A 20,378-nucleotide genomic window follows, 5' to 3' on the forward strand; every position below is an offset into this window, starting at 1 on the left:
TACGCAAGATATTGCTTATTAAGCAGCAGGTTGTTGTTGGTTAAGTAGCTCGTTGAAGCCTACTTCTTTCTCAGAAACCTGTGCTTTAGCGATGATCGCGTCGATTGCTTGCTCTTCTAGAGCTACGTTGCGCATGTTGTTCATCATTTCTTCGTTTTGCTCGTAGTAAGCAATAACTTCTGATGGATCTTCGTATGCAGTAGCCATTTCTTCGATTAGAGCTTTAACTTTCTCGTCGTCCGCTTTTAGCTCTTCAGATTTGATTACTTCACCTAGTAGAAGACCAACAACTACGCGACGTTTAGCTTGTTCTTCGAACAGTTCACGTGGAAGCTGAGCAGCAGCTTCTGGGTTACCACCGAAGCGTTGTGCAGCTTGTTGACGTAGAACTTGGATTTCTTGCTCGATAAGCGCTGATGGTACGTTGATGTCGTTTTGCTCAACTAGACCGTCAATCGCTTGCTCTTTGATGCGGTTCTTAACAGCTTGCTTAAGTTCGCGTTCCATGTTCTTACGAACTTCAGCTTTAAGTGCTTCAACACCACCTTCAACAACACCGAACTTAGCAACGAACTCGTCGTTTAGTTCTGGTAGTTCACGAGCTTCAACTTTGTTCACTTTGATTGCGAACTTAGCTGCTTTACCTTTTAGGTTTTCAGCGTGGTAATCTTCTGGGAAAGTCACGTCGATGTCGAATTCCATACCAGCAGTTTTACCTGCGATACCGTCTTCGAAACCAGGGATCATGCGACCAGCACCCATTTCTAGAGGGAAGTTCTCAGCTTTACCACCTTCGAACTCTTCACCGTCGATAGAACCAACGAAGTCGATGCTTACGCGTTTGCCATCTTCTGCTGCTTCTTCAACTTCAACCCAAGTTGCTTGTTGCTTACGTAGAGTATCGATCATCTCTTCTACGTCTGCATCTTTAACTTCTGTTAGTGGTTTTTCAACAGTGATGCTCTCTAGGCCTTTAAGCTCAACTTCTGGGTAAACTTCAAAAGTTGCAGTGAAAACTAGGTCTGAACCTTCTTTGTTCTCTACAGGAGCGAAAGTTGGAGCGCCAGCTGGGTTGATTTTCTCTTTAACGATAGCTTCGATGAAGTGGCGTTGCATTACTTCACCAAGAACGTCTTGACGTACTGCTTTGCCGTACATCTTAGCAACCATTTTTAGAGGCACTTTACCCTTACGGAAACCATCGAAACGACGGTTTTTAGCGATGTTGCGTAGTTCAGCTGTTACAGCGTCTTCGATGTTTGCAGCTGGAACAGTAATGTTTAGACGGCGCTCTAGGCCCTCTAGCGTTTCAACAGTAACTTGCATTATATATAAACCTCTAAAGTGGCTCGGTTTTCCGAGCGTATGAGCGAAACTCAGAGGAGCTTACGCTTCATCCTTGTGTAGTGTTCTGTCCGAACACCTAATTTAAAATCGAGTATCGATACTGGTTGTCAGTACCGGACTAATCAGTGATATCTTCGATAAAATAACCAAAGGTATCTCCTATTAGCCTCAGGACAGAATTTTTAGACGCGACATTCTAGCGATCTGTCGCAACCCTGTCGAGCCAATAGCCACTATGTGGACATTGTCTGCGCTAAATTCTCGAATGCTGACCCATTTTTTCTTCAAAAATGCGATTCAGACACCGTCTAAGCATCGCCAGCATATCTAGAATGGGGACAATAGCGACTTTTTCAAGAGAATCGACCGGTTTTTTTATCGAAAAGCCTAAAAAGAGATCTTGCTCTTGTTTTACTCCACAGAGTTGAAAACTAAATCCCTAATCCTTCCTACAAACTATTAACATTTTCTTACGTGACCAAAGGAAGTTGTAAGGAGTGTAAGGATGTCGCAAAAAAAACGGATTCTGCTGACATTTTTTGCTTTCTATTTCCTGTCCGCAATTATCGGTGGCCATTGGGTTTGGCAGACCAGTTATCAATCTCTACTTGATAAACACCAATCACAGCTGGAGCAGTTTTCTGGCCATATAAAAAATAAACTCGATAAGTACGCCCATATCCCAAATCTTCTCGCTAAAGATGATCCTCTTTATCAAGCGCTTCTGCACCCCAACAACAGTGCGCAACTGGAAATCACTAATCGGTATTTAGAATCCGTTAATGGCGTGATTGAAGCAGCGGATACGTACTTAATCGATCAATGGGGTACAACGATCGCGGCCAGCAACTGGCGTAAAGAGCGCTCCTTTATCGGTCGAAATTTTGCATTTCGACCTTATTTCAAACAAGCTATTGTAGGTAAACGAAGCCAATACTACGCACTGGGCTCAACATCTGGTAAACGTGGCTACTACTATTCTTATCCCATCGTATACGCTGGCGGTGTACTTGGTGTCGTCGTGGTGAAGATGGACCTAAGTAAGATAGAGGACAACTGGCAGCAACCTAACAGTGTTTTTGTCGCCAGCGACCCATACGGAATTGTTTTCATGAGTAGCCGAAGTGAATGGCTACTCAAAAGCTTACAACCACTGACAAAAAAAGAGAAAAAGCAAGTTTGGGCAAGCCAACAATATCTTGATGCGCCAATTGAAACGCTTGGATTAGTGGGTAGTTTGGACGAGGTGCATTCTGAGCTTAAACAGGGTTACCCATACAATAAAGGAACCTTGGTGGTCTCTTCGCTGCCCCTTCCCGAACTCAAACTGACAATTCGTGTGCTGTCTCCTAAACAGTCGATCGTTTGGTTCACCATGGGTTACATCTTTGTACTCACTCTAGCATTCATGGTTTTGTTTTTAATTGGTCAGCTTATCTATCACCGTCAACAGCGTCACTTGCAAATTGAACGAATTCAACAAGAAGCAAATCAAAAGTTGGAATATCAAGTCATGGCACGGACTGCCGAGTTGCAAGCTGAGATCGCACAGCGTATCGATACCGAGCAAACTTTACGCGTTACTCAAGATGAATTGGTGCAAGCAGCGAAACTCGCGGTGTTAGGACAAATGTCAGCCAGTATCAGCCATGAACTGAATAATCCACTTGCGGCAATTCGTAGCTTTGCGGAGAACGGCAAGCTGTTTCTAAAAAAAGAAAAATATGAGCGAGTGGAAGATAATCTCACTCGCATTTCTGCTCTCACTGACCGTATGGCAAATATCAGTCAGCAACTTCGCTCTTTCGCCAAAAAAACCAGTGGTGACGAGTTGGCTCAATCTCGATTGTTCCCTGTTATTGCCTCTGTAAAAGAACTGATGAAGCCCGCATTTAAATCAGGGCGCGTCACGTTAGAAACAAATTTGCCAAAGCATGATGTTGAAGTGCAGATCAATATTATTCAACTGGAGCAAGTGTTGGTCAATTTACTGACTAATGCGATAGAAGCACTCAAAGAACAACAAGACAAACAGGTAGAATTATCTGTAGAACACGATGAGCACACTGATTTGGTTTGGATTCATGTTGATGATAATGGCCCAGGGCTTGGCTCTTTCTCACTTTCTGATTTATGTGAACCGTTTCTAACCACTAAACTGAACGGTTTAGGCTTGGGTCTCTCTATCTCGCAACAAATCTTAGCCAGTATGAATGGAAAATTATGTGCCCATAATCGAGAACAAGGCGGCGCTCGATTCTCATTGTGTTTACCTATCACTTCTTACAACACTGAACCATCAAAAGGATAAGATCATGTGTCAGGTGCTTTTTATTGATGATGAGGCCGATCTCAGACTCGCTATAGAACAGACCTTTGAACTTGCGGATATCGACGCCAAGTTTTTTGTGGATGCAGAATCGGCTTTAATAGCGATGCAGCAAGGAGAAGAAGCTGGCGTCGTGGTCACTGATATCTGTTTACCGGGCATTTCTGGTATGGATATGCTAACAACTTTGACTCAACGCGATGCAAACTTACCCGTCATCATGATCACTGGACACGGTGATATTTCCATGGCAGTGCAAGCCCTTCATCAAGGCGCTTACGACTTTATTGAGAAACCTTTTGCGCCAGAGCATTTGGTTGAAACGGTTAAGCGGGCGATTGAGAAGCGCAAACTAACCAATGAAAATGAAAAACTGCGCCTGTCACTTAAAGCCAGTAAAACCCTTGGCCCACGAGTTATTGGTGAAACCTCTAGCATCCAAATATTACGAGAAACCATCACCCAAATCGCCGATACCGACGCCGATATTTTATTGTTTGGTGAAACCGGTACAGGGAAAGAGTTAATCGCTCGTTCTTTACATGAGCAAAGCTCTCGCCGGAACCAAAACTTTGTCGCCGTAAATTGTGGAGCGGTTCCAGAGAACTTAATTGAGAGTGAACTCTACGGCCATGAAAAAGGCGCATTCACTGGCGCCGAAAGCCGTCGTATCGGTAAATTTGAGTTTGCACAAGGCGGCACACTTTTCTTGGATGAGATCGAGTCGATGCCTATCCAAGCCCAAATTCGTTTATTGAGGGGATTACAAGAGCGCGTGATTGAGCGTGTCGGTTCAAATGAATTATTGCCTTTAGATATTCGAGTGATTGCCGCAACAAAGGTCGATTTAAAACACGCAGCTGAAGAAGGTACTTTCCGTCAGGACCTCTATTATCGGCTCAATGTCGTGACCTTGGATCTCCCGCCACTACGCGAACGAAAAGAAGACATTCCCGCCCTCTTTCACCACTTTCTGTTGGTAGCAGCTTCACGTTATGGCAAAAGCTCACCTAGTTTGTCACCCCAAGATCTAGCGCAACTGATGAGCCATGACTGGCCTGGTAATGTTCGAGAACTCAGAAATGCTGCAGAACGTTTTGTACTATTGGGTAAGTTAATTCAGTTGGGAGAATCGAACCCAGTTGCTAAGTCTTCCTCAAGCCTTGCAGAGCAAGTGGCGGAGTTTGAGAGAGCAGCCATTGAAGGCGCTTTATTAGAAAACAACGGTAGTATTAAACAGACAATGTGCCAATTGAATGTGCCAAGAAAAACCCTTTACGACAAGATGCAGCGCTACCAAATAAATAAAGACCTTTACAAATAAAACACGTTCAGATAACTGGCATTATATTCAACTTGAATCATAATTTTTAACAACAGGTTTATCATGGTTGTTACAGATATGAACGAAAAAGTGAGAATACCGATTGTTACAGATACCGTGATCGTAGACGGTTGCTATCAAGAAGAGAGAAGACTCGGTGAAGAGCGTCGTAAAAATAAAAAGAGGTGGCGACACTATGAACGTCGAATTAATTCAGACCCGCGTAAAACTTGTTACAAATCAATAGATGAAGAGGTGTGAATTCTCACACCTCTTTCTACTTTCTGGCTTCCATTACTTGGTAATGATCTCCGGCCCCATCAAGGTAGTAGGCAACCAAGTCGATACCCATGGTACATATGTGACGATAATTAGGAATAAGAACATCACTCCAACCCAGGGTAATGCTGCCTTCACTACGTTCATCATCGACATTTTGGCAACACCAGCGGTCACAAATAAGTTAAGACCCACGGGCGGCGTTATCATTCCTATCTCCATATTCACCACCATCATTATGCCCAAATGAATTGGGTCTATGCCTAATGCAATCGCAATTGGGAACACGAGCGGCGCAACAATGATCAACAAGCCTGATGGCTCCATGAACTGACCACCAATCAACAACAAGACGTTCACCACAATCAAGAAAGTGATGGGTCCGAGACCAGCCGAGAGCATCGACTCTGTGATCATTTGCGGGATGCGTTCTTCCGTTAAAACATGCTTCAAAATTAAGGCATTAGCAATGATGAACAGCAGCATGATGGTGAGTTTGCCCGCTTCATACAGGGTGTGTTTGGTGTCTTTATGAACAAAGGTTTGGAAGATTTTAACGAGCGCAGGTTTAGTGTTTTTCTTGTCTGCAAATGGCCCCATGTCTTTGTATACAAAGTTAGCAATAAAGAATGAGTACACAGCAGCAACCGCAGCGGCTTCTGTCGGCGTAAAGATACCGCCATAGATACCACCAAGAATGATGACGACCAACAACAAGCCCCAGCTTGCATCCTTGGCAGCATCAAAGGTTTCTTTCCAACCGACAAAAGGTTGTTTTGGAAGGTTCTTGATTCTCGCGGCAATGTAAATCGCGATCATCAACATGACACCCGCCAGCAAACCGGGAATCACACCACCAAGGAACATACGTCCAACTGACACATCCGTTGCGGCTGCATACACCACCATCACAATCGAAGGTGGGATCAAAATCCCTAGCGTACCTGCGTTACAAATTACCCCAGAGGCAAACTCTTTTGAGTAACCGTTTTTGATCATACCTGCGATAACAATACTACCTATGGCAACAACCGTTGCAGGTGAGGAACCTGACAACGCGGCAAACATCATACACGCGACAACCGAAGCCATCGCCAAACCGCCGCGGAACCAGCCTACAATGGCAATGGCGAAACGAATGATCCGCTTTGCTACGCCACCCGTCGACATAAAGCTTGAAGCCAATATAAAGAATGGAATAGCCAATAGCGTGTAGTGGCCCGCGAATGCATTAAACAGCGTTTGAGCAACTGACGCTAAAGAGGCATCCGAATGCATTAAAAGGAAAAGAACACTGGAAAGGCCCAGCGAAATAGCAATTGGCACGCCAACCAGCATAAAGCCAATTACCATCAAAAATAGAAATAAGATATCCATGGCTTATTGCTCCTTGTTTTTAGCGTCTTGCGAGGCCTTTGGAGCCATTACGTCTTCAGCGTCACTCATCTCAGCTTTAAGAGATTCGAGCTCTTCCTCCGCTTCATGTCCTGCAATCAAGCGATCGAGCTTACCAGTAGCGATTTGCCACGTGACTTGAACAAATCTAAACGTTAGTAGCGCCATTCCAAGTGGCAAAGCGAAGTAAGGAATAAAACGTGGCAGCTTTTCATAACGCTCTCCCTCATTTAACCAGTCGGCCATGAACTGGAGCATTTCAGGCATCGGAATATCGTCCGTTTCATACCACGCTCGGTCAGTAGCGAACGGATACCAGTAGTTCCAAGCGCCAATTAACAGCAAAATAGAGAAGGCTAAGCAACACATTGCTGCAAAAAGCGCCAGGGCTTTTCGTTTACCTTCCGGAACGATGTTAATAATGACATCGACACCAATATGAAAGTGTTTTTTCACACCATAAGATGCGCCAACCAACACCATCCATGCGAACATGAAAACGGTGAGCTCAAGCGCCCAAAGAATATTGTCGTTAAAGACATAACGAAAGATGACATTGGCAAAAGTCAGCAAGGTCATGGCACCCAAGAAGAAAGCAATTAAAGTCTCTTCAATGGCATCGGTGATTCGTCCAGCCTTGGCAAAAAAAGTCTGTTCCATAATTACATCACGTCGTCTGTAGAGGGAAAGAGCCCCCTTAGTTTGAGAGGGCTAAATGTGTTAGGTGTTATTATTTTTGGTTAGACGCCAAAGCGGCTTCGATTAGGTCAGAACCAATGTCTTTTTCGAACTTCTTCCATACTGGTTGAAGTGCAGTGACCCACTCTTGGCGCTGTTCTGGCGTTAGAGTACGAACCACACCACCGGCTTCGATGATATTGTTCTTATTCGCAAGGTTTACTTTGGTTGACTCAGCATTACGCTGCGCAGTTACCTCTTGAATAATGGTATTTAACTGCTCGCGCTGATCATCTGGTAGGTTTTCCCAGAAGTCGTTTGACGTCACAACTAAGTAATCCAAAATTCCGTGGTTCGTTTCCGTAATGCCATCTTGAACTTCGAAGAATTTTTTGCCGTAAATGTTTGACCAAGTATTTTCTTGACCATCAATAACCTTAGTTTGCAAGCCGCCGTAAACTTCTTTGAACGACATTTTTTGTGGGTTAGCACCTAGCTGCTCAAACTGAGCAACGAGTACATCAGAGGCTTGAACACGGAACTTAAGTCCTTCAGCATCAGTTGGAGAAATGAGCGGCTTGTTGGCTGACATTTGCTTCATGCCGTTATGCCAAAACGCAATGCCTTGTAGGCCACGACGTTTCATTGAGTTTTTCAGCTTTTCACCCGCTTCCGAGTTTTGGAAACGGTCAACCGCGTCGACATCATCGAACAAGAAAGGGAGATCGAAAAGGCGGTACTTCTTGGTGAATTTCTCAAACTTAGAAAGAGAAGGAGCAGCGAGTTGAACATCACCATTCAGTAGCGCTTCCAACACTTTATCATCATCATAAAGTGTTGAGTTAGGAAACACCTGCATACAGACTTTACCGTTCATCTCTTCGTTGACGCGCTTTTCAAGTAACGAAGCCGCGATGCCTTTAGGGTGTTTGTCCGCATTCGTTACATGGCTAAACTTGATGACCGTTTCACCCGGGTCACAATTTGCGGCAGCATTAAAACTGGTAACAGCAAGTGCAGAGACAGATAGTAGAGTTAGAGGCTTAAACATTATTATTCTCCTTGTTGAATCACATCCCATCCCGTCCATGAGTAACTAGGTGTTAGGCGATGGGTACGGATGTTCAACAAAGAGCAATTAATGGACCATGTTAAAATTTATATGCATTTCAATAAATTAACACAGTCCATTAACATGAACCCGAAGTGTAACGAGTGAATTCCACCCAAGAAAAAGATACAAATGGGTGGAAAATGACCCACTTATGAAGAACAGCTTATCTCCATTTTCTTCCCCCATTCCGGTGGCAATTTCGCGTAATCATCAAACTCGGGTTGCTCATCAAATGGGCGTTTTAACAGTTCGGCCAATCGGTGTAATTCGCTAAAGTCCCCTTCTTCCGCTTTATCAATCGCCAACTGAGCCAAGTAGTTACGCAAGATGTATTTGGGATTGGCTTGACGCATCTGTTTGCAACGCTGTTCGGTTGAAATCAGGCCCCCTAGTTCATCAACCTCTAGCTCACAACGAGCTAAGTACAGATCAAGCCAAGCTCGCGCAGCTTCTCGGTCGAGAAATAAATCGATTACGGCTTGGGAAGGCGCATTATCAAGGTTTGAAAGTGTTCTGAAGAAGCGAGTGTAGTCCGTTTTATTCTGGTGAAGAAGATCAAACATAGCTTCAAACAAACGCCCGTCTTCCGCTATCTTAGTTTTTAAGCCCAACTTCTCACGCATGAGGCGGCTGAACTGCTGGCTTAAATGAACTTCAAATTGACTCAACGACGATTCTAAATCTTCTCGTTCAACGAGTGGCGATAACGCATGCGCCAGTGCTGACAGGTTCCAAAGCGCAATTCTAGGCTGTTGATCAAATGCGTAACGACCCTGGTAGTCTGAATGATTACAAATGTATCCCGGCTCATAATCATCAAGAAAGCCAAACGGACCATAATCAAAAGTTTGCCCAAGAATTGACATGTTATCGGTATTCATCACACCATGCGCAAAACCAAAAGCTTGCCAATATGCGAGCATCTCGGCTGTTTTAGTCACGATGGCGTCAAACATCGCGGCATATGGTTTCTCCGCCGATGCACAATCAGCAAAGTGCCACTCAATCACCTTATCCGCCAACAGCTTCTGCTCTGCTAACTGGTTGGTGTAAAAGAAATGCTCAAAGTGACCGAATCGAACATGGGTTTCAGCCATTCGAAGTAACAAAGCGCCCGATTCCGTTTTTTCTCGATAAACAGGTGTATCACTGACCATCATACCGAGAGCACGTGTCGTGGGAACCCCAAGGCCCGCCATGGCTTCACTGCACAGGTACTCACGGATAGTCGAGCGTAATACCGCTCGCCCATCCCCCATTCGCGAGTAAGGCGTTAGCCCTGCACCTTTGAGGTGAAGATCAAACCAAGTACCATTCTGATGCTCAATTTCTGCCAACAGTAATCCACGTCCATCGCCCAAATCTGGGTTGTAAACGCCAAACTGATGGCCTGCATATTTCATCGCAAGAGGACGAAATTGTTCGAATTCACTTAGCCCAGAAAAAACCGCCAATAACTCATCGTTTTGCTCTGCTGGTAAACCAAACTGCTGTGCAAACTCACCATTCCAAGCGACCCAGCGAGTGTTGTCCAAGGGTTGTGGCTCGACCAACGTATAGAACGCTGACGGTAATTGACTAAAGCGATGGGTGAAATTGACCCGTTGCCAAATGGACATGTAGGGTTCCTTAACAAAAAGAAGTACTGTTGTGAGTATACGTGTGAATGTCCCTGTCATTCAGCCATGAAATGGGCATGGGTATTTTGCGTGAATAACGTGAAGGCGGCAGGAAGGTATAAACCTGCCGCAGACCGTCTCCTAAACGGAGGTAGCATGTAAAAACGATCAAAGGGTTAAGCGGAAAATTCTTCACCCGTTTTTGGTGGCTGTGATGGCGTATCAAAACGAGCGCGTTCGATATCCACTACCGTTTTATAGCTCAACGATAACAATGCCAACTGGTACGCGCCAAAAATACCATAGGCCACACCGACGAGGCTCAACATAAAGAGATTCGTAAAGTGGCTAAAGATCAGCTGACTGAGCAAGCCCGCACCCAATGGAATTAGTCCCATCAAAATGAATACTTGTTTGTTATATGCTCTGCTCTGGTTCCACGAACGACGCAAACTGCGCGGTTGATGATCCATTGCAGTCGCTGGCAACACAAATGACCATCGCGCCATTACCCAATAGCCGGGAATGCTTGCAATCGTTGTGATAATAGCCATAGCGACAAAGTCGGCTTCACCACTTTCTGCAATGTAGATAAACGACAACACAAAGATCGGGATACCAATGACGAGCATCATCATCAGTCCAAACAGTATCCACCAGCCTATGAAACGGAATTCTCGAGCTGACAAACGAAATACATCCAACGCAGAGTGCATGTAATCGCCGGCTAAATAAATTCGATGCACACGCACAGCCGCCATAGCGGCAACAAGTGGGTACAAAATAATTGTGACGAAATAAAATCCTGCGACATTGCCTTCTTGAACGTTCGCTTGATCTTGCCCCGTCATTTCAGGATACATAAAAGCAAAAATTGAGTGCACGATAATCAACGGAATACAAGCAATAACAATTGCGAGTAGATTCCTTCTGACCATCACTGCCGCTTCTCGGCATATTTCCGAAACAGAAAAGGCCTCGGTAGACATATAACATCCTTAGTTCATAAAAATCGGCCCCTAGGGTAACCGCAGAGTAGAAAAATCGCTTTAAAAATAATGAGAAACACATCTCATAAGACAATGAGAACGAAACCAAAATAGATCAGATAAAAAATAAGCCACTCAATATGAATGGCTTATACCGCAATTCAATACCGTTTTAGACGCGACGTCGCCAGCCTAATGTTGCAAGTAACATCAAAGCCCAATAAGAAACACTGCCGCTACCTTCAGAGTTCTTGAATGTCGTTGTCTTCAAAGAAGCAACAACCGTCACGATAACTTCCCCCGTAGCAGTGGCACCATGACCATCTGAAACCGTATATTGCAGCTTGATGCCGTCAGTAGGGCTATCCGGTGCTTGAAAACGGATTTTGCCATTCTCTACACTCGCACTTCCCACACCCGTTACGTTCTGTACGCTTTCTACAACCAGTTTATCGCCGTTCACATCCGAATCATTGCTCGCTGCATCAATCAGAATACTTTCACCAACGGCAACGGTCGCCGTATCTGCAAGCGTAACTGGCGCTGCGTTTTTCATGGTTAAATCGACGGTAGCACTGGACGTTTCATTACTAGGGTCAGTCACGGTTAAACGGAATGTCAGAACCTCACCCGCTTTTGCACCTTGAGGCACCGTAAAGCTTGTGCTAACACTGATTGCATTGCCAAGAGAAACTGAAGTGCCAGCCAACTGCTCCCATTTATAACTCAACACATCACCATCAGCATCCGTACTATTTAACGCAGACAACGTGACTCGCTGCCCAACCGTCATGTCTTTATTATCAACATCTATCACGGCCACTGGCGCTTCGTTGCTGCCAAGCACTTCCACCTGCACATTCACAATTGAAGATGAGTACGCACCATCAACCGACAACAAACGATATTGGAAAGTGTCCAGACCAACGAAGTTAGCTTCAGGTTGGTACTGGTTACCAGAGATGGTGCCGTGCTCAGGCTTCTGCACAATGTCCACATTGAACTGATACCCTACCGCCATGAAATCATTGTCCATCAGGTTCAGTTTGATTGGCGTATTTTTATTGGTTTGTAACGAATCAGATTTCGCTTCAACCAAGTTGCTCGCATCCACATTTAATAATGCTGCAAACGGAATATAAGAGAACCCGGCTTTTTCTAGACCAAACGTGCCAATCTCACTGTAATCACCAGTCCACATTACAGGTAGGGAGGCTTTTTCAGTTTTTAGCAAGCGGCCGAAATCAAAGTTTGCATCAAATTGACCGCCTTCCAATTCAACGACCAATAAATGCTGACCCGCACTCAATTGGCTTGATTGAGGGAATAAAATTCGAGATGACTTTTGGAAGTTACCTTGCTGTAAAAGCTCAGCGTTGTTTTGATTCAATATTAATCGATAGCCAATGTTTCCAGAAAATGGGAATCGCCAAACTCGATAAGTCATGTCACTTTGAGCGCTATCTCTTTGCGCGTAAAGTTGAAGGCCATCAAGCTCTGTATCACTATTCAAGTCCAGTGACACCGCCAGAGTGTTACTCCCACTCGCGTACACATACCCTTGGTGAAGAGAGTTCAGCCATGCTGATTTATTTGGTTCGTTTGTATGCTCAAGAGAAAAACTACCGCCGTTGGTGTTGCTGGCAATGTTGGAAATACGAACCCCAGTATCAAACCCTGTGATCGCTCTCAGACCCGGGGTCGATGTATCTGAAATGACATCGCCACCATTAGGGTATAAATCGTCAGCGTCACTCCTACCATCATTTTCTAACTCATTCAGACCATCAGCCTGCATGATTTGAACCTGCATCGCGCCAACATCATTAAAGCGGTTCTGGACATTGACCGACGTCGCTAGGATACCTTCAGCCGCCAATGCTCGGTCGTAACCGCTAAAGGTGCGATTTTCCAAGTAAATACGTGGACCAAACTCTTTCAAGTACGGGTCGAGATACACCAGCTTGACATCGTCGTTGTTCACAGAAATAGGCGCTGGACTTTCATGAGTTACCGTTGGTACAACAAAACCAGCAGCGTGTTTGCTCCATGCACTCATGTTCACCGGAGTGTCACCAGCGTATGAATCTCCCGGTTTCTGCGCCCATGAACCGCCACCCATCACGCCCCAAGAGCCAATCGAGGCATCACTGTTCCTTGCGTACAAATCCGGTAAGCCAAGCATTAAGTGACCAAGCTCGTGTACGATCACGCCCAACGTCGCTTGATGATCAACTTGATAGTCAGCGAACACACAATAGTCTGTGATCTTTTTACCATCTAATGTGACATCATTGTGAGAGAATTTGTGCGGCCAAATCGCAGGACGGTTGAGAACCCCTGTTGAACGATCACCCCCCGCAAAAATAAACATGACAGAGAGTTCTGACGGTTCTACGGTACCATTTTGATTGCTGTCGTAGGCCGAAAGATTAAAGTATGGATCCAGTTTTTGATAAGCCTCGGTGAAAACCGCATTCAACTTGGCGGTGCATGTCTTATCAGTCGAACTAGAGTGACAGTTAGGGTGGCTTTGTGCCACAGTCACATCTATCACACCGTCATTGGCGGTGCCGTAACTCTCAAGTGCAGGAACAACTTTGAATTTACCTTGAGAGTTTTTATCAAAGTAATCCACAACGCTTTGACCATTGGTATTAAATACGCGTTGCTCAAAATCATGCACCATTGCTTGGTCATCAAACGAAACTTGCACAACCAATAGGGGCTGCTGCTTCACCGTTGAACTGCTCATCGCCTGGTAACCTTGCGCCGAACGCAGTAGGTTTTTTCGTGCCATCGGCTCAATGGTTTTTAGAGAAGATAATTGCGGTTTAACTTGTAAATCCGGGCGAAACTTCGCCGACTCAGGTGGCTCACTCGACTGCGTTTTCACCACACCTGTCGAGATCAATATTGGCGTGTCTGACTCGCGCTGAATCTGCGCGAAAAACCAAACGCCGTCTTCCTGAAGTAAGGCATTGCCCTGCTTATCTTCAAACCAGTGGAAATCTGCCGTTCCACGTAGAATTGCCTCACTGGAGCTACCATCGCTCAACGCAATAGTATGCCAAACCGGCGATGGCGGAGTAGTTGCCATGCTCTTCCCTGCAAGAAGCGCAGTTAGCATAGCCATGGCGAGTGTGTTGAATTTCAAAGTACGACTCCATCTTTTCGATTCGTTCATTAATACCAAGCACAACAAACACAAAGTAACCCTATGGGCATAGAGTAAGACTGAGTGACTATTGACGAAGGCTGGTATCAATTCGCTCAGATAACACGACGTATTTTGGTGTCACACTACAAAGGCGTCGGATTCCAAAACGCTGTTATGAGCGTAGCCTCTGAGAATATAAACTGAGTGAATGAATAGTATCGAAACGAAAGGAATAAGAAATGAACTTCTACGAATTTGTAGGTAAAACTGGGCAACATTCCACATATTCTATAAATGTACGAGCACTGCTATTAATCAATGCTCGTAATGGTCGCGCGGCCATTGTTTAACGCTATATTAACCTGTAAGAACGGCGTCTTCTGGGTATTTGACCAAGGTAGGTTCAGGACGTGCCAACATGTAGGCAAGCGTGAGCGGCCCAATACGACCAATGATCATCACCACGATCATAATGTATTTACCAGGTTCAGAAAGTTCCGCAGTTAAACCGGCGGTGAGCCCCACTGTGGCAAATGCAGAAATGGTTTCAAACATGACCTTATCAAAGCTGGCCTTCTCGGTAAGCATCAATAAAAACATTGCGCTTGTCAGGATGGCTCCGCTCACAACGATAATTGCCAATGACTTAGTCACAGTTTGCCAATTTATGGTTCGCTTAAACATAACCACATGTTTCTTTTGGCGTAAAAAGGTCCACGTAGCCATAAACGCAACAGCAAATGTGGAAACTTTAATACCGCCCCCCGTTGAGGTGGAACCCGCTCCAATTAACATCAGAACAATCATGACCAGTAAGGCTGGCTGGGTAAACAACGCCAAGTCAACACTATTAAACCCTGCCGTTCGAGCGCTCGCAGATTGAAAGAATGCCGCCAACCATTGCCCTGTTGCAGGTAAAGACGCCATTGTGTTTGGGTTGCTTCGCTCAAGTAACCAAAACATCATCGTTCCGACTAAGAGCAATATCGGTGTCGCAATCAGCATGATTTTGGTGTGAAGATGCAAAAAGTGGAAACCTTTGCGCCAGTTTAGCCAGATGTCACCCACAACAGTAAAACCAAGCCCACCAAAAATGAATAGCCCCGCCAGTGTAAAGATAACCAACGGATCATTCACAAAGCTCATCATACTGTCAGAAAACAGCGCGAACCCAGCGTTGTTAAATGCAGAAATTGCATGAAACAAGGCGTAAAACATACCAGTCTGCCAGCCCATTTCAGGGACCCAGCGGATAGAGAGAAAAATAAACCCGACCGTTTCTGCAACAAGCGCGAAAACAACAATCCGCTTTACTAGTCGGTTTAGATTGACTTGCCGATCTTGCCCTAATGCTTCTTTCGCCAGCGCTTGTTGACGCAAACTCAAACGCACGCCGAACATATAGAGTAAGACCGCCGACAACGTCATCTGCCCCAACCCACCGATTTGCATTAAAAACATCAGCAAGATTTTACCCGCAAGCGTAAAGTGTTGCCCAGTATCGACAACACCAAGCCCTGTCACACTAATAGCGGACGTTGCGGTAAACAAAGCATCCGTTATCGAAAGGCCCGTAACAGAAAAAACTGGCAAGGTTAGCAATACCGCAGAAGGCAGTAAAACACCGAGAAAACTGAGCAATATAATTCGCGGTTCGTTGCCTTTCGCTTTCTCTTGTTTACCATCTGGTGCGTAAAAAACACCTTTCTGATGAAAATACGTCATAGCGATTTTAATTTATTTGCGAGCGCATCTTGAGGGCCGACCACAATAATTAGGTCACCAATTTCTAGTGTGGTATTAAGGTCAGGTGCCTTGGTAATTTCTGGGCCCCGTTTGAACCCTAGCACTTGCACGCCATCGACTTTGCACAGAGCCAAATCACTTAGTGTCTTACCCATCCAACGAGAGCCAATCACAAACTCCGTCATAGCTAAGCCACTGCCTAATGGGTGGAACTCAAGAACCCGTTTATCGAGCATTTTACGCGCGACACGTATCCCCATGTCACGCTCAGGCATGATAATGTGGTCTGCGCCAATTTTTTGCAGAACACGAGCTTGGAAGCGGTCGTTTGCTTTAACCCATACTGACTTTACTCCCGCCTCTTTAGCAATCAATGTCGCAAGAATACTGGCATTAACATCCGCTCCGATGGCAATCATCACCATGTCGTAATCATCAAGTTTGAGCTCAGCAACCGTCTCTTCGTGAGTACAGTTAGCCACAACCGCCTGACTAACAAAACTGGCGGCTTCTTTAACTCTGTCTTCGTTGATGTCAACGGCTAAAACTTGAGCGCCTGAATCTTGTAACTCTTTACACACTGCCAAACCAAATCGGCCAAGACCAATAACGGCGAATTGCTTATCACCTGTTTTCATTTGTGCCCCATCTAATGCATTCATTAGCAAGCAAAAAAGTTTGCGCCCATTCCTTACCTTGTGCAAACCTGCGGACAGATAATTGACAAAAGCTTAACGCACCTTGATTCACTTTACGTATTAAGCGTATGACACTGATTAACTTTTTTCCTCATTATCGAATAGAAACCGTCGCGATGGCTACATAATTGGATGCCTAAAAACGCAAAAAGCCGCAAGAATGCGGCTTTTAGATCATGGGATAAACTGGCTATTTTGATTCGCGCTTATCGTGCGGTTTACGTTTATTCTTAGGCACGTAATTTAAAATTGAAATTGGTACTGGCTTTCTTGGCGCAAAACCTTCAATTTCCACTCGCTCTAGCAAGTGCCCTAAACGGCTTTCAATCATGCAGAGGTTCTTAAAGTCGTCTTTTGAAACCAGTGATATCGCCTCACCTTTCGCGCCAGCACGACCTGTACGACCAATACGATGTACATACTCATCCGCTGGGTAAGGCAAATCGTAGTTGATGACAACTGGCAGATTATCAATATCAATACCGCGCGCAGCAACGCCGGTTGCGACTAAGTACTGGATTTCACCCGCTTTAAACTTTTCTATTAATTCCTGGCGAACACGCTGATTACGGCCACTGTGGAATGCTTCTGCCACAATGCCACGTTTCTCAAGTTGGCTTACCAGTTTGGCCGCGCCGTGTTTAGTTTCAATAAATACCAGTACTTGCGACCAGTCATTTTCTTTAAGCAAGTGACTTAACAGCGACGACTTCATGTCTTTATCGACGGTCGTGATCCACTGTTTAATATTTGATTTTGAGGCACTGTGCTTTGCAATCGTGATCTCTTCAGGATCAATAATCGCATTTTTCGCCAAGTCACGAACAGGGTTAGATAACGTCGCTGAGAACAGCAAACTTTGCACATGTTCTGGCATACAGTCGACGATTTTGTCGATCGCATCGATGAATCCCATATCCAACATTTTGTCGGCTTCATCAAGCACTAGCATTTCCACTTCATCAAAGTGAATCGCGCGTTGACCGTACAGATCAATCAAGCGCCCAGGCGTGCTTACCACAATATCGACACCCTCGATCAAGGCTTGTTTTTGTGGTGCATAATCCACACCACCAAACATCGCCATTGAGCGTAATGGTAAGTTTTTACCATAAGCTTCAATACTTTGATGAACCTGAAGCGCAAGTTCGCGTGTTGGCGTTAGGATAATCGCACGAGCGCGTTTTTTACGTTGCGTTTCGCCTCGACTAAGCTTTTCTAAGATTGGCAGAACAAAACTGGCCGTTTTACCTGTGCCCGTTTGCGCTGCTGCAATTAAATTGCGGCCACGCAATACGATTGGAATGGCTTTTTGTTGGATAGAAGTGGGTTTTTCATAACCTAGCGCTTTTACTGCATCAGCAATCGATGCGCTTAAACCAAGCTTAGAAAATGGCATAGAAAGGTCTCAACAGAGGAAATGGGCGCGTAGTGTATCAGAATCCCCGTGAAGTAACAGAAGGATTCATGCGCGAAAAACTAGGAACATGACACAATCTTAGCCCAGGAAATTGGGCTGCAAACCTTTTTCTAATTTTTTCCTCACTTTGTAGGAAACATCATTAAGCGTGATTTTCCCCGTTTTGTGGCGGTCGATACCTGCATTCTGTCGATAGGCAATTGAGCCTTGTCTGAACAAAACGAAAGACGGCGGTTTACCAATCGCAGCAGGGTAGAGAATGGCCATGTAAGCATCTTCTAAGCTATTAATTTTATTTCGATAGGGCCAATAGTACGCTTTCACATAGTCAAGTTGTTCAAGCGCGCTCATTCTCGCAAGAGTCTTTGTGTTCACTCCTAATGACTCTGCGGTAGAGGGCATAAATTGAATTAACCCTGTAGCCCCGCTTCCGGAACCATTTTTGATGCTTGGACTGAAAGTTTCAGCAGTTTCAAATGCCATGCACGCCATAAGATGATTAGGATTGATCTTTAGCTCTTTACTAATACGGATGACTTTAGATTTGAACTCTGGAGAAACTTTACCTCCCCACGCTACCGCGTTCTCGGGATCTGCAATCGAAGAGGCCGTTGATGCGTCATGTTCTTCGACAATTTTAGAAAGTAGAGGAAGCGTTTGGCGTAGTCGATGGCTCGAACTCACCAAGCGAATTGATTTGGTAAGAAACTTGTCTTTTTTTTGGTGTAGTTTTTGGAACTTTACTAACTTATACAGTTGCTTATAAACCGTTTTCACAACGAAGCCAGATGTAGGGAACACTCCCAGAATGTAATCCATTTCCTACAAATTTAATATAAATATCAGCAACAGGAATTCTAGATGTGATCAATGTCACCATAAAAATTCTCAAATTCGATACACACCGATGTAAGTGGTCAATGTGTCTCCAACACGCTAGAAGTAAAAGTAAAGAGGCATTAAAAAGGTCTTACCAATTTTTTGGTAAGACCTAGGTTTACTGATTCTCGGATAAGCGAATGTATATTCTTACAGTTCAGCTTCCCGAACCAGTTCTGCAAGCGTCGACAAACGCTGCTCACTTTGTTTTACGTAAGGATTATTCGTATCCCAAGCATATCCAGCCAAAATCGCACTAATCATCTGTTTAATACGTGGGTTCGGGTTTTGATAGAAAATCACATCTTGCAACGTGCCGTTGTACCAGCCTTCCACATAAGTGCGGAATGTGTTCACTCCCACCATTAAGCGTTGCGAGTACTCTTCTTGCCAATCAACCTTTTCACCATTCAGCTGACGAACCACGCAGTCCGCTGCAAACTCGGCCGATTTCATGGCGATAGTGACACCCGATGAAAATACAGGATCAAGAAACTCACCTGCATTACCAAGCAACGCGTAGTGCTCTGTCGCTAAACGTTTGACGTTAGCAGAATAGCCACCCAACTCGCCTGCTGGATTCGGGTAATTCGCATTTCGCAACAAAGAAGCCAAACCCGGCTCTTCATTGGCTAACTGCTGCAACGCTGCAATCTTATCTTCTGGGTATTGTTCGAAAAATTCTGGCTCACCCACCACACCAAACGAACAAGTACCATTAGAGAATGGGATTAGCCAGTACCATACGTCGTGATTTTCAGGATGAACTGAAATTAAAATTTTGTTGCGATCGTATTCCGGCTCTTGGGGAGAGATATGATCTTCGATATGGGTAAAGATCGCTTTTCTAGGCGGAAGACAAGAAGGTTCTTCTAGCTCCAACAAGCGTGGCAAAACACGCCCAAAGCCACTTGCATCCAGCACAAAATCTGCTTCGATTTGATAAGCCTTCTTATTTGAGTCGAGCACTTCTAATCGAGACTTTTTCCCTTCAAACGCTAGGTTGAGCAGTTCATGCTGATAGCGAATCTCTACGCCTTGCTCTTCAGCGCTATCTGCCAATACTTTATCAAAGTTGGCACGTTGAACCTGAAACGTCGTGCCCGGTCCTGGCGTGTATTTGTTTGTAAAGTCGAACTGGGTGTATACACCATTACGACGAAATGCAGCACCATCTTTATACTGGAAGCCAAACTGCTTTACTGCATTGGTCATTCCTGCTTGTTCAACAACTTCCATACATGCAGGGAGTAGGCTTTCTCCTATGGAAAAACGTGGAAAAGTCGCTTTTTCTAAGACAACAACATCTATGCCACGCGATTTTAATAAGGCAGAAACGGTTGAACCTGATGGCCCCGCTCCTACGACAACAACTTGCTTGAGCTCTGTTTTCATTCTGAA

15 protein-coding genes and 1 pseudogene are annotated in these 20,378 nt (G+C 44.9%); 3 read left to right on the forward strand and 13 right to left on the reverse strand.

Annotated elements, in window-relative coordinates; all coding sequences use genetic code 11:
• Positions 1-18: 18 nt before the first annotated feature.
• Complete coding sequence (gene tig / locus L3V37_RS12565) at positions 19-1,326, reverse strand: trigger factor (RefSeq protein ID WP_005382251.1); 1,308 nt, start codon at positions 1,324-1,326, stop codon at positions 19-21.
• A gap of 274 nt (positions 1,327-1,600) precedes the next feature.
• A pseudogene (locus L3V37_RS12570) lies at positions 1,601-1,813 on the reverse strand (hypothetical protein).
• A gap of 39 nt (positions 1,814-1,852) precedes the next feature.
• Here L3V37_RS12570 and L3V37_RS12575 point away from each other — a divergent pair.
• From L3V37_RS12575 to L3V37_RS12585, 3 genes are all read left to right on the forward strand, one after another.
• Positions 1,853-3,658, forward strand: coding sequence for an ATP-binding protein (locus L3V37_RS12575; protein ID WP_053303267.1), 1,806 nt, complete (start codon positions 1,853-1,855; stop codon positions 3,656-3,658).
• Between the two features lie 4 nt (positions 3,659-3,662).
• Positions 3,663-5,000: a sigma-54 dependent transcriptional regulator gene (locus tag L3V37_RS12580; protein ID WP_237306424.1), complete on the forward strand. Its 1,338-nt coding sequence runs from the start codon at positions 3,663-3,665 to the stop codon at positions 4,998-5,000.
• Positions 5,001-5,078: 78 nt separating this feature from the next.
• Positions 5,079-5,261, forward strand: a complete 183-nt coding sequence (locus L3V37_RS12585) for a hypothetical protein (RefSeq protein WP_237306445.1) — start codon at positions 5,079-5,081, stop codon at positions 5,259-5,261.
• A gap of 33 nt (positions 5,262-5,294) precedes the next feature.
• Here L3V37_RS12585 and L3V37_RS12590 read toward each other — a convergent pair whose 3' ends face one another.
• From L3V37_RS12590 to L3V37_RS12640, 11 genes are all read right to left on the reverse strand, one after another.
• Positions 5,295-6,656: a TRAP transporter large permease gene (locus tag L3V37_RS12590; RefSeq protein ID WP_005382255.1), complete on the reverse strand. Its 1,362-nt coding sequence runs from the start codon at positions 6,654-6,656 to the stop codon at positions 5,295-5,297.
• A 3-nt stretch (positions 6,657-6,659) separates the two neighbouring features.
• Positions 6,660-7,334, reverse strand: coding sequence for a TRAP transporter small permease (locus L3V37_RS12595; protein ID WP_005382256.1), 675 nt, complete (start codon positions 7,332-7,334; stop codon positions 6,660-6,662).
• A 70-nt stretch (positions 7,335-7,404) separates the two neighbouring features.
• Entirely contained in the window at positions 7,405-8,403 is a 999-nt protein-coding gene (locus L3V37_RS12600; protein WP_130546585.1) for a TRAP transporter substrate-binding protein, read from the reverse strand.
• 212 nt (positions 8,404-8,615) lie between these two features.
• Positions 8,616-10,085: a protein adenylyltransferase SelO gene (locus tag L3V37_RS12605; RefSeq protein ID WP_237306425.1), complete on the reverse strand. Its 1,470-nt coding sequence runs from the start codon at positions 10,083-10,085 to the stop codon at positions 8,616-8,618.
• Positions 10,086-10,261: 176 nt separating this feature from the next.
• Entirely contained in the window at positions 10,262-11,074 is an 813-nt protein-coding gene (locus tag L3V37_RS12610) for a sugar transporter (protein WP_130546583.1), read from the reverse strand.
• A gap of 172 nt (positions 11,075-11,246) precedes the next feature.
• Entirely contained in the window at positions 11,247-14,231 is a 2,985-nt protein-coding gene (locus L3V37_RS12615; protein WP_237306426.1) for a M6 family metalloprotease domain-containing protein, read from the reverse strand.
• Between the two features lie 360 nt (positions 14,232-14,591).
• Complete coding sequence (locus tag L3V37_RS12620; RefSeq protein ID WP_025766961.1) at positions 14,592-15,959, reverse strand: TrkH family potassium uptake protein; 1,368 nt, start codon at positions 15,957-15,959, stop codon at positions 14,592-14,594.
• Positions 15,956-16,618, reverse strand: a complete 663-nt coding sequence (locus tag L3V37_RS12625; RefSeq protein ID WP_005388291.1) for a TrkA family potassium uptake protein — start codon at positions 16,616-16,618, stop codon at positions 15,956-15,958. The genes L3V37_RS12620 and L3V37_RS12625 overlap by 4 nt, the downstream gene beginning before the upstream one ends.
• Positions 16,619-16,868: 250 nt before the next feature.
• Positions 16,869-18,077, reverse strand: a complete 1,209-nt coding sequence (locus tag L3V37_RS12630; RefSeq protein WP_005382264.1) for a DEAD/DEAH box helicase — start codon at positions 18,075-18,077, stop codon at positions 16,869-16,871.
• 99 nt (positions 18,078-18,176) lie between these two features.
• Complete coding sequence (locus L3V37_RS12635) at positions 18,177-18,917, reverse strand: transglycosylase SLT domain-containing protein (RefSeq protein ID WP_174844514.1); 741 nt, start codon at positions 18,915-18,917, stop codon at positions 18,177-18,179.
• A gap of 210 nt (positions 18,918-19,127) precedes the next feature.
• Positions 19,128-20,372, reverse strand: coding sequence for an NAD(P)/FAD-dependent oxidoreductase (locus L3V37_RS12640; protein ID WP_167415083.1), 1,245 nt, complete (start codon positions 20,370-20,372; stop codon positions 19,128-19,130).
• Positions 20,373-20,378 lie beyond the last annotated feature (6 nt).

It is taken from the genome of Vibrio sp. D54 (assembly GCF_021728075.1).
Taxonomy (GTDB): domain Bacteria; phylum Pseudomonadota; class Gammaproteobacteria; order Enterobacterales; family Vibrionaceae; genus Vibrio; species Vibrio alginolyticus.

Excerpts from the sequence above, each read along its gene's own strand:
- tig (WP_005382251.1), bottom strand. The coding sequence starts at position 1,326 with ATGCAAGTTACTGTTGAAACGCTAGAGGGCCTAGAGCGCCGTCTAAAC.
- L3V37_RS12575 (WP_053303267.1), top strand. The coding sequence starts at position 1,853 with ATGTCGCAAAAAAAACGGATTCTGCTGACATTTTTTGCTTTCTATTTC.
- L3V37_RS12580 (WP_237306424.1), top strand. The coding sequence starts at position 3,663 with ATGTGTCAGGTGCTTTTTATTGATGATGAGGCCGATCTCAGACTCGCT.
- L3V37_RS12585 (WP_237306445.1), top strand. The coding sequence starts at position 5,079 with ATGAACGAAAAAGTGAGAATACCGATTGTTACAGATACCGTGATCGTA.
- L3V37_RS12590 (WP_005382255.1), bottom strand. The coding sequence starts at position 6,656 with ATGGATATCTTATTTCTATTTTTGATGGTAATTGGCTTTATGCTGGTT.
- L3V37_RS12595 (WP_005382256.1), bottom strand. The coding sequence starts at position 7,334 with ATGGAACAGACTTTTTTTGCCAAGGCTGGACGAATCACCGATGCCATT.
- L3V37_RS12600 (WP_130546585.1), bottom strand. The coding sequence starts at position 8,403 with ATGTTTAAGCCTCTAACTCTACTATCTGTCTCTGCACTTGCTGTTACC.
- L3V37_RS12605 (WP_237306425.1), bottom strand. The coding sequence starts at position 10,085 with ATGTCCATTTGGCAACGGGTCAATTTCACCCATCGCTTTAGTCAATTA.
- L3V37_RS12610 (WP_130546583.1), bottom strand. The coding sequence starts at position 11,074 with ATGTCTACCGAGGCCTTTTCTGTTTCGGAAATATGCCGAGAAGCGGCA.
- L3V37_RS12620 (WP_025766961.1), bottom strand. The coding sequence starts at position 15,959 with ATGACGTATTTTCATCAGAAAGGTGTTTTTTACGCACCAGATGGTAAA.
- L3V37_RS12625 (WP_005388291.1), bottom strand. The coding sequence starts at position 16,618 with ATGAAAACAGGTGATAAGCAATTCGCCGTTATTGGTCTTGGCCGATTT.
- L3V37_RS12630 (WP_005382264.1), bottom strand. The coding sequence starts at position 18,077 with ATGCCATTTTCTAAGCTTGGTTTAAGCGCATCGATTGCTGATGCAGTA.
- L3V37_RS12635 (WP_174844514.1), bottom strand. The coding sequence starts at position 18,917 with ATGGATTACATTCTGGGAGTGTTCCCTACATCTGGCTTCGTTGTGAAA.
- L3V37_RS12640 (WP_167415083.1), bottom strand. The coding sequence starts at position 20,372 with ATGAAAACAGAGCTCAAGCAAGTTGTTGTCGTAGGAGCGGGGCCATCA.